The 15,124-nt window shown below is 62.4% G+C and carries 13 protein-coding genes and 1 pseudogene; 7 read left to right on the top strand and 7 right to left on the bottom strand.

Annotated features, from left to right (window positions below):
• On the bottom strand, positions 1 to 411 hold the full coding sequence (mscL, locus tag ACYCFC_RS20035; RefSeq protein WP_181082171.1) for a large-conductance mechanosensitive channel protein MscL: 411 nt from the start codon (positions 409 to 411) through the stop codon (positions 1 to 3).
• Between the two features lie 211 nt (positions 412 to 622).
• Between mscL and ACYCFC_RS20030 the strand changes: the two genes are divergently transcribed.
• Positions 623 to 877, top strand: a complete 255-nt coding sequence (locus ACYCFC_RS20030; RefSeq protein ID WP_459652688.1) for a YdcH family protein — start codon at positions 623 to 625, stop codon at positions 875 to 877.
• Between the two features lie 299 nt (positions 878 to 1,176).
• Here the strand turns inward: ACYCFC_RS20030 and ACYCFC_RS20025 are convergent, their stop codons facing one another.
• Positions 1,177 to 1,611: a CopD family protein gene (locus tag ACYCFC_RS20025; RefSeq protein WP_181082173.1), complete on the bottom strand. Its 435-nt coding sequence runs from the start codon at positions 1,609 to 1,611 to the stop codon at positions 1,177 to 1,179.
• A 115-nt stretch (positions 1,612 to 1,726) separates the two neighbouring features.
• On the opposite strand from ACYCFC_RS20025, the gene radA reads away from it, so the two are divergent.
• Positions 1,727 to 3,088 carry a DNA repair protein RadA gene (gene radA, locus ACYCFC_RS20020; RefSeq protein WP_181082174.1) on the top strand — a complete coding sequence of 454 codons (1,362 nt, stop codon included), beginning with the start codon at positions 1,727 to 1,729 and terminating at the stop codon, positions 3,086 to 3,088.
• Positions 3,089 to 3,174: 86 nt separating this feature from the next.
• Here radA and ACYCFC_RS20015 read toward each other — a convergent pair whose 3' ends face one another.
• The 4 genes and pseudogenes from ACYCFC_RS20015 to ACYCFC_RS20000 form a co-directional block, all read right to left on the bottom strand.
• Entirely contained in the window at positions 3,175 to 3,543 is a 369-nt protein-coding gene (locus ACYCFC_RS20015) for a PilZ domain-containing protein (RefSeq protein ID WP_181082175.1), read from the bottom strand.
• Positions 3,544 to 3,581: 38 nt separating this feature from the next.
• Positions 3,582 to 4,043: a methyltransferase family protein gene (locus ACYCFC_RS20010; protein WP_459652687.1), complete on the bottom strand. Its 462-nt coding sequence runs from the start codon at positions 4,041 to 4,043 to the stop codon at positions 3,582 to 3,584.
• Positions 4,044 to 4,158: 115 nt separating this feature from the next.
• On the bottom strand, positions 4,159 to 5,412 hold the full coding sequence (gene glyA / locus ACYCFC_RS20005) for a serine hydroxymethyltransferase (RefSeq protein WP_181082177.1): 1,254 nt from the start codon (positions 5,410 to 5,412) through the stop codon (positions 4,159 to 4,161).
• Positions 5,413 to 5,497: 85 nt separating this feature from the next.
• A pseudogene (locus ACYCFC_RS20000) lies at positions 5,498 to 8,299 on the bottom strand (sensor domain-containing protein); the annotation flags it as partial.
• A gap of 423 nt (positions 8,300 to 8,722) precedes the next feature.
• Here ACYCFC_RS20000 and ettA point away from each other — a divergent pair.
• The 5 genes from ettA (at position 8,723) to siaD (ending at position 14,348) form a co-directional block, all read left to right on the top strand.
• Positions 8,723 to 10,390, top strand: a complete 1,668-nt coding sequence (gene ettA / locus ACYCFC_RS19995; protein ID WP_459652686.1) for an energy-dependent translational throttle protein EttA — start codon at positions 8,723 to 8,725, stop codon at positions 10,388 to 10,390.
• Between the two features lie 204 nt (positions 10,391 to 10,594).
• On the top strand, positions 10,595 to 12,586 hold the full coding sequence (gene siaA / locus ACYCFC_RS19990) for a biofilm regulation protein phosphatase SiaA (RefSeq protein WP_459652685.1): 1,992 nt from the start codon (positions 10,595 to 10,597) through the stop codon (positions 12,584 to 12,586).
• 23 nt (positions 12,587 to 12,609) lie between these two features.
• A complete protein-coding gene (gene siaB, locus ACYCFC_RS19985; protein ID WP_181082180.1) occupies positions 12,610 to 13,152 on the top strand; it encodes a biofilm regulation protein kinase SiaB in 543 nt (180 codons plus the stop codon).
• Between the two features lie 21 nt (positions 13,153 to 13,173).
• On the top strand, positions 13,174 to 13,551 hold the full coding sequence (siaC, locus tag ACYCFC_RS19980; RefSeq protein WP_181082181.1) for a biofilm regulation phosphoprotein SiaC: 378 nt from the start codon (positions 13,174 to 13,176) through the stop codon (positions 13,549 to 13,551).
• Positions 13,552 to 13,562: 11 nt separating this feature from the next.
• Positions 13,563 to 14,348, top strand: coding sequence for a biofilm regulation diguanylate cyclase SiaD (siaD, locus tag ACYCFC_RS19975; protein WP_181082182.1), 786 nt, complete (start codon positions 13,563 to 13,565; stop codon positions 14,346 to 14,348).
• 69 nt (positions 14,349 to 14,417) lie between these two features.
• On the opposite strand, the gene ACYCFC_RS19970 is transcribed toward siaD, so the two are convergent.
• Positions 14,418 to 14,954: a gluconokinase gene (locus ACYCFC_RS19970; RefSeq protein ID WP_459652684.1), complete on the bottom strand. Its 537-nt coding sequence runs from the start codon at positions 14,952 to 14,954 to the stop codon at positions 14,418 to 14,420.
• Positions 14,955 to 15,124: the final 170 nt, after the last annotated feature.

The following is a 15,124-nucleotide window of genomic DNA, read 5'->3' as shown; positions in this document are numbered from 1 at the left end:
CTAGGGCCGGTTCTGCGCCCGCAGCGCATCGCGGATTTCGGTCAGCAGCACCTCCTCCTTGGACGGTGCCGGCGGCACCGATGGCGCTTCGGCTTCCTTGCGCTTGAGATGGTTGATGGCCTTGACTGCCAGGAAGATCGCAAAAGCCACGATGGTGAAGTCGAATACCGTCTGGATAAAGCTCCCGTAGCTCAACGTGACCGCAGGGGCATCAGCCGTAGCCTCCTTGAGCACGATGGCCAGGTCAGAGAAGTCCACCCCTCCGATCAGAATCCCGAGCGGCGGTGTGACCACATCCGCAACGAAGGAAGAAACGATCTTGGTGAATGCTGCGCCGACGATGATGCCCACGGCCATATCGATCACATTGCCCCTGACGGCAAACGCCTTGAATTCGCTGATCAGACTCATATCGAAAACCCTTGTGGTAATGGACTTGCATCGGAGTGCCGCTGAAACTTGGCGAAACGACCGTTGTAGAGCTTAGGCGCTCTACGGATAGCATGCCACGGCAGGCGTATCCGACGACTGGAGCGGGAGGATATCGATCACTTGATCGTCGTCAACCAGTTAATACGAATACAGCCTATATCGTGACGGCTTTCCATCTGGAGCAGCTCTCATGCCTATCGAACACTCCCAACTGAACAAAGATTTCCCTGAAAAGAGCGCGCAGCTGCAAAAACTCCGTCAGGAAAACCCGGCGTTCGCCCACAAGGCCGAAGAATACGAAGCCGTGTCCCAGCGCATCACCAGCGAGGGCCTGGCCCCGACAGCGCTCGAAGCGCTCAAGCAGGAACAGGCCGCACTGAAGAGCGACATCGCCAAGCAACTCAAGCACGCCTCCGGCAGCTGCTGCGGCGGTTGCGGCGGCTAAATCGCCCAGGAACCAGGCCCGCCGCCCCGACGGGCCTGCAACCTCCCCCAAAGACCGAATCGTAAGACGTAGGGCCGAATTCATTCGGCCACGGTTCGCAAAAGGCCGAACAAGTTCGGCCCTACGAGGCCGCGTTTACACCGTATCCGCCTACAACAACCCACCATACCTGACCCCTGCCCAGATCGTAGGTCGGGTTAGCCGAAGGCGTAACCCGACGCGCAGCCACGAACGGCACGGAGCTTTACCTCATGACATGTCGAGCGCCCGCTCGTCGGCTCGGTAAAGCGTGACCCCACCTACCAAAGCCCGCCAAACCTGAACCCTGCCCCGACCCAGACGAAGGCCACCGCCGTCAGGGTGATCAGCAGGATATGCAGCCCCAGCTGCGGCAAGCGCTGGGCATCCAGCTTCGGAATCAGCGCCAATCGCGCATGCACGCCCAGCAGCGCGGTAAAACCCAGCAGCACCAGCTTGGCCTGCACCAGATGGGCAATGGGCGAGCCGCCAAACCACTGCGAATGCGGCAACCACAGGCTCGCCATCCACAGGCCGGTGACGATCTGCACCAGCAACGCCGGGATACCGATACGCTCGTAGATCTGCTCGAAATTGCGCACCGGTTGCGGATCACGCTGGCGCATGGCCCTGGGCAGCACGCCGAACAGCAACACCAGATGCCCGCCAACCCAGACGCTGGCGCCCAGCAGATGCAGAAACAACAGATGGCGCATGGCAATTCACTCCTGATCGGTTGCTCACAGTCTGGTCGCTCGCACATCGCTTGTGGCTGATGACAATCAAGTCAACCGCTATCATGCGACTCCCCTTTCCTGACCCGGAGTTCCCATGGCCAAGGCCAAGCGCATGTACGGCTGCACCGAGTGCGGCTCGACCTTTCCCAAGTGGGCCGGCCAGTGCGGCGACTGTGGCGCCTGGAATACCCTGGTGGAAACCGTCATCGAAGGCGCCGCGCCACCCTCGGGCCGCGCTAGCTGGGCCGGTGATCAAGCCAATATCAAGACCTTGGCCGAAGTCAGCGTCGAGGAAGTACCGCGCTTCTCCACCGCCTCCGGCGAGCTGGACCGGGTGCTCGGTGGCGGCCTGGTGGACGGCTCGGTGGTGCTGATCGGCGGCGACCCGGGCATCGGCAAGTCCACCATCCTGCTGCAGACGCTGTGCGCCATCGCCCAGCGCTTCCCGGCGCTCTACGTCACCGGCGAGGAATCGCAGCAGCAGGTGGCCATGCGCGCGCGGCGCCTGGACCTTCCGCAGGACAAGCTCAAGGTGATGACCGAGACCTGCATCGAAGCCATCATCGCCACCGCGCGACTGGAAAAGCCCAAGGTGATGGTGATCGACTCGATTCAGACCATCTTCACCGAGCAATTGCAATCCGCGCCGGGTGGCGTCGCCCAGGTGCGCGAGAGCGCGGCGCTGCTGGTGCGCTACGCCAAGCAGAGCGGCACGGCGATCTTCCTCGTCGGTCACGTGACCAAGGAAGGCGCCCTCGCCGGCCCGCGCGTGCTGGAACACATGGTCGACACCGTGCTGTATTTCGAGGGTGAATCCGATGGTCGCCTGCGCCTGCTTCGGGCGGTGAAGAACCGCTTCGGCGCGGTCAACGAGCTGGGCGTGTTCGGCATGACCGACAAGGGCCTGAAGGAAGTCACCAACCCCTCGGCGATCTTCCTCACCCGCGCCCAGGAGGCGGTGCCCGGCAGCGTGGTAATGGCGACCTGGGAAGGCACCCGACCAATGCTGGTGGAAGTGCAGGCGCTGGTCGACACCAGCCACCTGGCCAACCCGCGCCGCGTCACCCTGGGCCTGGATCAGAACCGCCTGGCCATGCTGCTGGCCGTGTTGCATCGCCACGGCAGTATTCCCACCTACGACCAGGACGTGTTCATCAACGTGGTGGGCGGCGTGAAGGTGCTGGAGACAGCGGCGGACCTTGCATTGATGGCAGCGGTGATTTCCAGCCTGCGCAACCGCCCACTGGATACCGATCTGCTGGTATTCGGGGAAGTGGGCCTGTCCGGCGAGATCCGTCCGGTGCCCAGCGGTCAGGAACGCCTGAAGGAGGCGGCCAAGCACGGCTTCAAACGCGCCATCGTACCCAAGGGCAACGCACCCAAGGAGGCGCCAGCCGGGCTGCAGATCATCGCGGTGACGCGCCTGGAACAGGCGCTGGATGCATTGTTCGAATAAGGCCATGCCCCGCTGGTGTCGGATTACGCCTTCGAAACCCGGATTACGCCTTCGGCCAATCCAGGCTACGGTTTAACTTGTAGCAGTCAGGAGCCGTCCAGCGCCGCCAGTTCGCGTTCGAGCAAGGCTTCATCGCCCAGGTTGAGCTCGATCAGCCGCCGCAGATGGCTGATCGAGTCGACATCGATATGCCGGCAGACCAGCCCGATCAACGCGCCATCGGTGCGCGTCATCTCGACGCTCATGCGTACCTCTGCATCGTCGGACAGCCGTATCCGCGCTTCGAGCGATTGAGCGGGCTCGACATCCCAGTCTGCCGGGCGATGCACCAGCAGGCCCTTGAGCGACAGATCATGCAGCTTGACCGCCCAATGTCGCGCCCCCTGTATCAGTTCGGTTTCGGCGTCAAAAGCGAAACGCTGGAAGCGCCGCCGCTCGCTTGATGTAGTGCTCATCAGACATCACTCCTCAATCGCTTGTGTCGCAACCGTCGTCACAACCAACGGCGAACACGTTGGCAATAGTCACCATACGCCTCGCCGAACAGCCGGGTCAGCAGCCTTTCCTCGTGTACGATCACGCCGCGCTGCATGCTGTAAATCAGCACCGGCAACAGTAACCACGGCCAGAGGCTGCCCCACAGCAACGCGATACCGCAATAGATCAGGCTATCGGCCAGGTAAATGGGGTTGCGCGAAAAGCGGAACGGCCCATCCTCCAGCAGTTTGACAGGCTGACCGTAAGGGTTGACCGTGGTCTTTCGCCACAGCATCAACAGCCCGGCCCAGAGCATCAGCAGCAGGCCGGCGTCGATCAGCACCCAACCTGAATAGTGTGTCCAGAGATTCTGCCCCAGCGCGAACGGCAACAGCGCATCGAGTATCCAGGCGGCTCCGAGAAAAAGCAGGTAAATCAGCGGTGGCGGCAAGAGCGTTCGTGAAGCGCGTTTGAACATCGAAAGTCTCCTGCGTGTAGGTTGCCGACAGTCTAGTCCCAACGCCCTGGTGCAGGCACACCCCAGACAGCAGAAAGCCCGCCAAGGCGGGCTTTCTGTCGAAGCGGCGAACGGCTTAGTTGCCGTACACCGGCAGCCTGGCGCAGACGGCCTGGACCTTGGCGCGCACTGCATCGACCACGGACTCGTCGCCCATGTTCTGCAGGATGTCACAGATCCAGCCGGCCAGTTCGCGGCACTCGGTTTCCTGGAAGCCACGGGTGGTGACCGCCGGTGTACCGATACGCAGACCGGAAGTGACGAAGGGCGAGCGCGGATCGTTCGGCACGCTGTTCTTGTTCACGGTGATGAAGGCGCGGCCCAGGGCGGCGTCCGCATCCTTGCCGGTGATGTCCTGCTTGATCAGGCTGAGCAGGAACAGGTGGTTCTGCGTGCCACCGGACACCACGTCGAAGCCGCGCTCGATGAATACTTCGGCCATGGCCTGGGCATTCTTCACCACTTGCTGCTGGTAGGCCTTGAACTCGGGCTGCAGGGCTTCCTTGAAGCACACCGCCTTGGCCGCGATCACGTGCTCCAGCGGGCCGCCCTGGGCGCCGGGGAAGACCGCGGAGTTGAGCTTCTTCTCGATCTCCTCGTTCTTCTTCGCCAGGATCAGGCCGCCGCGCGGGCCGCGCAGGGTCTTGTGGGTGGTGGTGGTAACCACGTCGGCGAACGGCACCGGGTTCGGGTAGACGCCGGCTGCGACCAGACCGGCCACGTGGGCCATGTCAACGAACAGGTAGGCACCGACCTTGTCGGCGATCTCACGGAAGCGGGCGAAATCCAGCTTCTGCGAGTAGGCGGAGAAGCCGGCAACGATCATCTTCGGCTTGTGCTCGACGGCCAGGCGCTCGACTTCGTCGTAGTCGATCAGACCGGCATCGGTGATGCCGTACTGCACGGCGTTGTACAGCTTGCCCGAGGAGGAAACGCTGGCACCGTGGGTCAGGTGGCCGCCGTGGGCCAGGCTCATGCCGAGAATGGTGTCACCGGCGCTGAGCAGGGCCAGGTAGACGGCGGCGTTGGCCTGGGAGCCGGCGTGCGGCTGGACGTTGGCGTAGTCGGCGCCGAACAGCGCCTTGGCGCGGTCGATGGCCAGTTGCTCGACGATGTCGACGTACTCGCAACCGCCGTAGTAGCGCTTGCCCGGATAGCCTTCGGCGTACTTGTTGGTCAGCACCGAACCCTGGGCTTCCATGACCGCCGGGCTGGTGTAGTTCTCCGAGGCGATCAGCTCGATGTGGTCTTCCTGGCGCTGGGCTTCCTGCTGCATGGCAGCGAAAAGATCGGCGTCGTATTTGGCGAGGGTCAAATCACGGCTGAACATGGCAGTCCTCTGAGAATCAGCTGGCGGTATGAAAAGTGAGGCGCGGATTCTACCTCATCCACCGGGGTGCGGGTATGAGGCGTGGTCATGTGCAACATGAAGGCGGTGCGCCACGGCCACCCATGCAGGTCAGCACCAGCTCCTCGGCCGGCATCGGTCGCCCCAGGAAGAAGCCCTGCATCTCATCGCAGCCATGCTTGCGGAGAAAATCCATTTGCGCCTGGGTTTCCACCCCCTCGGCGATCACCGACAGGTTCAGGCTGTGTGACATGGCGATGATGGCACGGGTGATCTGGCCATCCTGTTCACCTTGCGGCAGGCCATCGACGAAGCTGCGGTCGATCTTCAGCACATCGATGGGCAATTGCTTGAGGTAGTTCAGGGACGAATAGCCCGTACCGAAGTCGTCGATGGCGATCGAGAGCCCAAGACGCTTGAGCGAGTCGAGCATGCCCATCGCCTCGCCGATGTCACGCATCAGAATGCTCTCGGTCAGCTCCAGCTCCAGACAGGCTGGCTCGATACCTCTTGCCTGCAGGATTGCGGCAATGCGCTGGCCCAGCCGGCCATCGATGAATTGTCGCGCAGAGAGATTGACCGACACCCTCGGCACCATCAGTCCGGCGGCGTGCCAGGCGGCAATCTGCCGGCAGGCCTCATCGAGCACCCAATCGCCGACATCCACCACCAGCCCCAGCTCTTCCAGCGCCGGGATGAACTCTCCCGGCGGCACCAGCCCACGCGAGGGGTGCCACCAGCGCAACAGCACCTCGACGCCAGTCAGGGTCACCCCATCGGCCAGATACTGCGGCTGATAGTGCAGCACGAACTGGCGCTGCTCGATGGCATGGCGCAGGTCGCTTTCCAGCTCCAGGCGCTCCAGCGCGCTGGCGTTCATCTCGGCCTGGTAGAACTGGAAATTGTTCTTGCCACGCTCCTTGGCGTGGTACATCGCGGTATCGGCGTTTTTCATCAACTGGCTCGTATCCTCGCCGTCCTGCGGACCGAGGGCGATGCCGATACTGGCCGTGACGAAAAACTCGCGCCCCAGGAGCACGAAAGGCTCGGTCAGGCTGGCAAGTATCCGTTCGGCCACATGCACCGCACGCGACAGCGCCTCGTCGCGCCCGCCCTCGGGTTGCAGCAGAAAGGTGAACTCGTCGCCGCCCATGCGCGCCACCGTATCGCCTTCGTCCACGCAGGACGCCAGGCGCACGGCAACCTCCCTGAGCATGCGGTCGCCGGCGGCATGCCCGAGCGAGTCGTTGATCGGCTTGAAGCGGTCCAGGTCGAGGAACATCAGCACCACCCAACTGGCGTGCCGCGCAGCCAGTTGCAGACTGCTGTGGAGCCGGTCCTGGAACAGCGCGCGATTGGGCAGCTGGGTCAGGCTGTCATAGTAGGCCAGACGATGAATGCGATTTTCGCTGGCCTTGCGCTCGCTCATGTCGCTGAAGAAGCAGACATAGCTGACCAGCTCGTTTTCCGCATCGTGCACCGCCGTGATGCCGAGCCAGCAGGGCTGTGCCGCGCCGCTCTTGCCCTTGATCCAGAATTCGCCCTCCCAGCTGCCACTCTCGGCGATCTGGGCAAGGATGGAACCCATCTGATTGCTCTGCTGGTCATCTGCACCAAGCATTGTTGGCCAGCGCCCCGTCACTTCATCTGCGCTGTAGCCAGTGATGCGATTGAAGGCCGAATTGACCTGAGCGATCCGCCCAGCCGGATCGGTAACCAGAATAGCCGCCGTGGAATGCTCGAATACCGTGGCGGCGCGGCGCAACTCCTTTTCCGCCTGACGCTGTTCACTGATGTCACGGCCGATGCACAGAGCACCATCGAAGCGGTGGTGCTCGTCCCAGATCAGCATGATGCGCAACTCAATGGCAACCATCCGTCCGTCGGCGGCGCGGCAATCGAAATACAGCGTCTCGCCCCGCAGATTCTGGCCCAGCTCGGCCAGCGCCTGGGTATTGAAGGATGCCTTGCGCACCCGCCGCATCAGCTCGTAGAAACGCGCAGCCTGACGTGGCCGGGTGACCAGCTGTTCGAAGCCATGCTCCAGCGCCCATTCCGGACTGTAGCCGAGCACCGCCTGCACCGCCGGGCTGATGTAGTTGATGCGCACCGCGCTATCGGTGGTGAAGATCAAATCGCGCAGGCTGCCGGTGAGCATGCGGTAGCGGCGCTCGCTGTCGCGCAGCGAATGGCTGTGCTCGATATTGCTGGTGACATCGCGGGCCACGCCGATCAGGCGCTGGACCCGACCCTGCTCGTCGCGCGTCAGTACCTGTTCGCAGATGTTGAACCAGCGCCAGCTGCCGTCACGGTGACGCCAGCGCAGCAACGACTCCTGCTCGGCACCATCGGCCAGCGCGCCGCGCAGCGCCAGCAGCCGCCAGATATATTCGGCGTCGTCCGGGTGGCTGATGCGCTGCCAGAAAGCATTGGCATCGGGGCCGCGCTCCTCCTCGCTGTAGCCCAGCCGGACGGCCAGGTTGCTGTTGCTGAACAGCAGCTGGCCGCTCGACAAATCCTGCACATAAAGGGTATCAGGCACGGCCTGCAAGACTTCGGACCAGAAGCGTTCGCGCTCAGCCAGCGCACCCTGCGCCTGCTTCTCGCCGGTCACGTCACGCAACACCCAGACGAATCCCGATGCGAGCCCCTCGTCATCCTGACGCAACGCCCCGCGGCTCACGGAAAGCATGCGCCACTCGCCATCCTGCAGCCGCCGCACGATATCCAGACACAGATCGCTATCGGCATTCGAGGCGTCGAACGCCTGTGGGTCAAGGTCCGGCAAAAGCTCCTGCAGGCGATAGCGCGACGCTTCGGCATTTTGCAGGCCGAACATCGCTTCGGCACTGCTGTTGAGAAAGCGCAGGCGCCCGCTGAAATCGCTGATCAGAATCCGCTCGTCGATGGCCTGCAGGGCAATCGACGAATAGCGCAGCGCCTGGCAATGGCTGGCCAGGCGACGCGGCAGCAACAGACGCGCACAGACCCGCACCAGCATCCTGCCAAATGCGGATAGCGTGGCGGGTCGGGTTGTCTGCGCTCGTCGAGAGTCGATTACGGTCAAGCGAATCAGGCCTTCTGGGCTGGGGAGAACTCAGGCTGTCATTAACATGACGCCGAACAGCGTCAAGAATACGCACATCAAGGCAAAGTGCCAGCATCAATTGCATAGCCGATGGTTTGCCCTGCCTGGAGCATTCCGGTAGCTTTGCCTGACTGTATTTGACCCGTCCGCCGCGACGGGATTCGCTTCATCCATCCCTTATCTTCGTCACGGGCATTCGTCTCCATGGCTCAATACGTCTACACCATGCATCGGCTGAGCAAAGTCGTTCCGCCGAAGCGTGAAATTCTCAAGAACATTTCCCTGTCGTTCTTCCCCGGTGCCAAGATCGGCGTGCTGGGCCTCAATGGCTCGGGCAAGTCCACGCTGCTGAGAATCATGGCCGGGGTCGATACCGAATTCGATGGCGAAGCGCGGGCCATGCCCGGGCTGAACGTCGGCTACCTGCCCCAGGAGCCGGAGCTCGACCCGAGCAAGAGCGTGCGCGAAGTCGTCGAAGAGGCGGTCAGCGTCATCAAGGATGCCCAGGCGCGCCTGGACGAGGTCTATGCCGCCTACGCCGAACCCGATGCCGACTTCGACAAGCTGGCCGCCGAGCAGGCCAAGCTCGAAGCCATCCTGCAGAGCAGCGACGGGCACAACCTGGAACGCCAGCTGGAAGTCGCCGCCGACGCCCTGCGCCTGCCGCCATGGGATGCCCGGGTCGAGCACCTGTCCGGCGGCGAGAAGCGTCGCGTGGCGCTCTGCCGCCTGCTGCTGTCGGCTCCCGACATGCTGTTGCTGGACGAGCCGACCAACCACCTGGATGCCGACTCGGTGGCCTGGCTGGAGCGCTTCCTCCACGACTTCTCCGGCACCGTGGTGGCCATCACCCACGACCGCTACTTCCTCGACAACGTCGCCGGCTGGATTCTCGAACTCGACCGCGGCGCGGGTATTCCCTACGAGGGCAACTACTCCGGCTGGCTGGAGGCCAAGTCCAACCGCCTGGCGCAGGAATCCAAGCAGCAGTCGGCCCATGAAAAGGCCATGAAGGAAGAGCTGGAGTGGGTGCGCAAGGGCGCCAAGGCTCGCCAGGCCAAGTCCAAGGCGCGCCTGCAGCGCTTCGAGGAACTGCAGTCGCAGGAATTCCAGAAACGCAGCGAAACCAACGAGATCTACATCCCCGCCGGCCCGCGCCTGGGTGACAAGGTCATCGACTTCAAGAACGTGAGCAAGGGCTACGGCGACCGTGTACTGATCGAGAACCTCTCGTTCAGCATGCCCAAGGGCGCCATCGTCGGCGTGATCGGTGGCAACGGCGCGGGCAAGTCCACGCTGTTCCGCATGATCATGGGCAAGGAGCAGCCGGATTCGGGCAGCATCGAAATCGGCGATACCGTGCAGGTTGCCTGCGTGGACCAGGGCCGCGAGGATCTGGATGGAAGCAAGACCGTCTGGGAAGCCGTGTCCGACGGCTCCGACATGATCCGCATCGGCAACTACGAAGTCCCTTCGCGCACCTACGTGGGCCGCTTCAACTTCAAGGGCGGCGACCAGCAGAAGTTCGTCAAGGACCTCTCCGGCGGTGAACGCGGTCGCCTGCATCTGGCGCTGACGCTCAAGGAAGGCGCCAACGTGCTGCTGCTCGACGAACCGTCCAACGACCTCGACGTGGAAACCCTGCGCTCGCTGGAAGAGGCGCTGCTGGACTTCCCCGGCGCGGCCATCGTGATCTCCCACGACCGCTGGTTCCTCGACCGCGTAGCCACCCACATCCTGTCCTATGAGGATGACGGCAGCGTCCTGTTCTTCGAAGGCAACTACACCGAGTACGAAGCCGATCGCAAGAAGCGCCTCGGCGATGCCGCCTCGCAACCGCACCGGGTCAGGTACAAGAAACTGGCGCAGTAACCGACACGACGAAGCCGCCAGAACTGGCGGCTTCGTCGTAAAGTCATTGCCGTTTTTCTGCCACGACAAAACAGGAGCGGACTTCTAACCCGTTTGGACTAATGGCAAAGCGCTGGAATATCTGGATAATCGTGCAATTTACCTATCCAGATCATCCGACCGCAACGGACGCATGATTCATTCAGGCGCGAAGGGAAAACCCGCATGGCCGCACTCGGATTGCGTGGCAAGTCTCTGCTGACTCTGCTGTTGACCTGCCTGCTCGCGCTCACGGTCGCCGGCGTCATTGGCCATCAGGTTCTCGACGGTATCCAGAACCGTTTCGGCGAAGCCTATGCGCGTAACCTGGTCCAGCTCAACCGTGAACGCATGTTCGCCCCCGTCTCTCGCGAACTGGCGCTGGCGCAACGGTTGGCAGGCTCTCAGCTCACCCTTGCCTGGCTGAAGGACGAACAAGACCCGCAGTGGCGCGAACTGTTCTTCCGCGAAGCCGCCGGCTTCCAGCAGTCTTTCGGAGATCAGCTTTATTTCGCCGCATCCGCGCAAAGCAATGGCTATTACGCCAACGGCCCCAACCAGGCTCCAAGCCAATCGCCCCGCTATACATTGGAGCCCGCCAGTTCACGTGATGAATGGTTCTATCAGGCGCTCGAATCCGATACGCCCTACCAGATCAACGTCGATCGCTCGGCGGTTACCGGCGAGCTGAAGGTCTGGTTCAATGTCCCGGTGCGCGACGGCGAGCGTACCCTGGGCCTGGTGGGCTCCGGTGTGGACCTGAGTGCCTTCATCGCCCAGCTGGTCGCCTCGGACCGGGCCGGTATCGAATCCATGGTACTCGACGCCCACGGCTCGATCCTGGTGCACCCCAACCAGAACCTGGTGACGCTCAACGCCGATACCTCGCGCGGACGCTCGCTGGCAACCAACCTGCTCGGTCTGCTGGACGACATGAGCGACACCAAAGCACTGCGCCAGGCCATGGCCAGCAGCCGCGAGGCACCCGGCAAGGTCATGACCCTCGAAATCAGCCTCGACGGCAGTCCGCGGCTGCTGGCCCTCAGCTGGATTCCCGAACTCCAGTGGTTCATGGCCAGCTCGGTAGATCTGGGCACCGCCCAGGTGGTGGAAATCCGTCCGCTGCTGCCGGCAATCGGCCTGTTTCTGCTGCTGATGCTGGCCGTGATCGCCGCTGTGGCCTGGCTGGTGGAAAAGCGCGTGCTCAAACCCTTGCGACATCTGCGCATCAGTGCTCAGGCCCTGGCTGCCGGACACTACGGCGCACCCCTGCCCACTGATCGAGATGACGAAATCGGCGAACTCAGCGCCGCCTTCGAGGCCATGGCGCAGCAGGTTCGCCGACATACCACCGAGCTCGAAGACCGGGTCCGTGAGCGCACCCGCGAACTGGAGCAGGCCAACCGTGAAATGGTCGTTGCGCACAAGAAGATCGACGACTCCATCGACTATGCCAGCCTGATCCAGAGCGCCATCCTGCCCAACCGGCAACTGGCAGAGGCCATGAGCGACAACCTTGCGGTGCTCTGGCGACCGCGCGACGTGGTGGGCGGCGATTTCTATTTGTACCGCGCGGATGAACGAGGCTGCCTGTTCGGCGTCGTCGATTGCGCCGGCCACGGCGTACCCGGCGCGCTGATGACCATGCTGGCCCATGCAGCCATCGACCAGGCACTCGACACGGTCGACCTTGACGATCCGGCGGCTGCGCTGACCCGTACCGACGCCATTGTGCGTGGCATGCTGCACGAAGGCGGCCAGGCCCACGGCCTGGCGACCAACGTGGACCTGGGCCTGGCGTTTGTCGATATGCAGCAGCGCAAAGTGATCTATTCGGGCGCGAAGATCGCTCTTCACTATTGTGATGGCGGCGATGTGCGGGAAGTCCGCGCCGCTCGCCGCGCCATCGGCGACAAACGGCCTGGCGAGTATCACAACAGCGATGTCGAACTGCTCCCCGGACGCACCTTTTACATGACCACCGACGGCTTTCTCGACCAGGCCGGCGGTGACCGGGGCTATGGTTTTGGCAACAACCGCTTCACCGCCCTGATCCGTCAGAACACCCACCGACCGCTGGCTGAACAGCGCGAGGCCTTCAGCGTCGCACTGGCCGCTTATCAGGGTGACAATCCACAGCGCGACGACATTACAATGCTGTTTTTCCGGTTCGACTGAGCGAATCCCACACGGAGTGATCCATGGAACCTCTTGACCTGTTTGCCATGCGCGATCGCTACAACCAGCAGCAGATCATGCTGTGTTTCAACGGCCCGATCTCGCGCAGCCTGATCGAGGAAATCGGCAATGCACTGCGCAATTACATGGAAGCCGAACACGCGCATCCCTCTTCGGCGATGGACGTATTCGCCGCCTACATCGAGATGACCCAGAACATTCGCCACTACACCCGCGAAAAGAACTGGTCCGATCAACAGGCCGGCGCCACCGTGGTGGTTTCGCGCAATGAACAGGGCCGCTACGTGGTCTCGGCGGGCAACCTGATCGAATCTGCTGACGGCGCAACACTGCTGACGGCCATCGACAAACTGGCAAAGCTGGACAAGGCCGAACTCAAGGCGATGTACAAGGAGCAGCTGCGCAAGCCACGCGACGAACACGTGATTTCCGGCGCAGGCCTGGGGCTGATTGATATCGCCCGTAAATCCAGCGAACCCTTGCGCGCGTCCCTGCAGCCCGTTAGCGACGGGCTCTGTTTCGTCAGCCTCAGCGCCGTCATCTGAATTCGTAGAGTAACGTCATACATGAACGATTTTTCACTTCCAGGCAGTCAATCCACTCCCGCCATCCAGTCCGACTGGGCCGCGGGCAGCGTCTCGATGCAGGGCGATTCCTACCCCGAAAACTCCTATGAACTCTTTCATCAGGTTTTCGAGTGGATCGAACGCTTCCTCGCCGAAGCAGAACGCCCGCTCAGTCTCGAATTACGCCTGCTGTATCTCAACACCAGCAGCATCAAGGCGATGATGGATATCTTCGATCTGCTTGAGGCCGCGCACCAGCAGGGCAAGGCCGTCGCCGTCAACTGGCACTACGACCAGCAGAACGAACGCGTGGTCGAGCTGGCCGAAGAATTCAAGGAAGACTGCACCTTTCCCTTTTCCATCCTCAGCCACAACTAGCGGAAGTCTATATGCGTGGGCCAACTCCGCTCGAACTACAGGTCAGCAAACTCCTCGCCGACGCGCAGCATGAAGGCCACCCGCTGAAAGAAGCACTGAGCCAGTTATGGAGCGTTCACCACGAGCTGATCGAGCGCCTCGAACGCATCGCGCGGGTTTCCGACGGCTATCAGAGTCTCGCCCGCGAACGCGAACTTTCCCTGTCCGCACGGTTCGAGAAGCAACTGCGCCAGGTAGAGAAAATTGCGCGCATCTCCGACCGCTATCAGCGCATGATGCAGGATCTGAATATCTCGTTGCGCGAGGCGTCCACCCATGACGCGCTGACCGGCATCGCCAATCGCCGGCTGCTGACCGAACGCCTGCGCGATGAGGTCGAGCGCGCCAGACGCTATGATCGTCCCCTGTCCATCGCCATGCTGGATATCGACCGTTTCAAAGTGATCAACGATGGCCATGGCCACGAAGTCGGCGACAGTGTGCTGGTGGAGGTGGTGCGCGTGATGGAGGCGGAAATCCGCGAGCAGGACCTGTGCGGTCGCTGGGGTGGCGAGGAGTTTCTCATCCTGATGCCGGAAAGCACCCTTGATACCGCTGAGCGGGTCATGCAGCGCCTGGGCGCCAGCATCGCCTCGCTGGTAGTGCGGGTGAACGACGATCAACTGAGCGTCACCGCGAGCATGGGCGTTGCACAGCTGCAAGGCGAAGAAACCTATTCCAGCACCATCAACCGAGCCGACGCAGCCCTGATGCGCGCCAAGCGGGCTGGCCGTGATCGTTGCGAGCGGGCCGAGTAACCCGGACGTCGCAGGGCCGAACCTGCTCGACCGTTGGGCAGGCGAGGCACTGACCGAATGAATTCGGCCCTACGGATCATGTCGCTCCGTGCCGTCTTTACTGAGTACCGCCTTTCGCGCCGCCAGCGCCTGGACGATGCGCTCGACAATCTCATCCGGTGTCATGCGGATATCCACTGACAGTGCTTCGTCCGCCTCGGGTGGCTCAAGTACGGCCAACTGGTCGGCCAGCAGCGCGGGGTCGAAAAAATGCCCTCGGCGGCTACCGACCCGCTCAGCCAGGATTTCAGCCGGCCCGTGCAGGAATACCAGCATCACCTCTGCGACATTTCCGCGCAGCACGTCGCGATACCGACGCTTGAGAGCCGAGCAGGCAAATACGTGATCATTACCCTGGCGAGCCCGCTCGACGATGGCCGCGTGCATCGCCTGTAGCCAGGGCTCACGGTCTTCGTCGGTCAGTGCGATTCCCCTGGCCATTTTCGCCTTGTTAGCCGCCCCGTGATACTGGTCGGCGTCCGAGAAGCCGCATCCCAGGCGGGCTGCAAGCCGTTCGCCGATGGTGGTCTTGCCGCTTCCGGAAACACCCATGATGACAACAATCATTCGTACTGCTCCATGCCGCCAAAAGGCAGAAAACCGTTGACGCCTGCCCCTTTTCAGCGACGTCAAAACAACCTGTTTGCGCTCAGCGGGCAGTGGAAAGTGACACCTTCCGCTCAGCTCGCACTTTCGCCGAGCAAAACTTGTTTGCTAAAGTCGCCGGCCAAAAAAAT

The organism is Stutzerimonas sp. NM35 (assembly GCF_054604355.1).
Note: the sequence above shows the minus strand (reverse complement) of the source record. Positions and strands in the feature narration are given on the sequence as shown.

Coding starts and splice junctions, on each gene's coding strand:
- mscL (WP_181082171.1), bottom strand. CDS start 411: ATGAGTCTGATCAGCGAATTCAAGGCGTTTGCCGTCAGGGGCAATGTG.
- ACYCFC_RS20030 (WP_459652688.1), top strand. CDS start 623: ATGCCTATCGAACACTCCCAACTGAACAAAGATTTCCCTGAAAAGAGC.
- ACYCFC_RS20025 (WP_181082173.1), bottom strand. CDS start 1,611: ATGCGCCATCTGTTGTTTCTGCATCTGCTGGGCGCCAGCGTCTGGGTT.
- radA (WP_181082174.1), top strand. CDS start 1,727: ATGGCCAAGGCCAAGCGCATGTACGGCTGCACCGAGTGCGGCTCGACC.
- ACYCFC_RS20015 (WP_181082175.1), bottom strand. CDS start 3,543: ATGAGCACTACATCAAGCGAGCGGCGGCGCTTCCAGCGTTTCGCTTTT.
- ACYCFC_RS20010 (WP_459652687.1), bottom strand. CDS start 4,043: ATGTTCAAACGCGCTTCACGAACGCTCTTGCCGCCACCGCTGATTTAC.
- glyA (WP_181082177.1), bottom strand. CDS start 5,412: ATGTTCAGCCGTGATTTGACCCTCGCCAAATACGACGCCGATCTTTTC.
- ettA (WP_459652686.1), top strand. CDS start 8,723: ATGGCTCAATACGTCTACACCATGCATCGGCTGAGCAAAGTCGTTCCG.
- siaA (WP_459652685.1), top strand. CDS start 10,595: ATGGCCGCACTCGGATTGCGTGGCAAGTCTCTGCTGACTCTGCTGTTG.
- siaB (WP_181082180.1), top strand. CDS start 12,610: ATGGAACCTCTTGACCTGTTTGCCATGCGCGATCGCTACAACCAGCAG.
- siaC (WP_181082181.1), top strand. CDS start 13,174: ATGAACGATTTTTCACTTCCAGGCAGTCAATCCACTCCCGCCATCCAG.
- siaD (WP_181082182.1), top strand. CDS start 13,563: ATGCGTGGGCCAACTCCGCTCGAACTACAGGTCAGCAAACTCCTCGCC.
- ACYCFC_RS19970 (WP_459652684.1), bottom strand. CDS start 14,954: ATGATTGTTGTCATCATGGGTGTTTCCGGAAGCGGCAAGACCACCATC.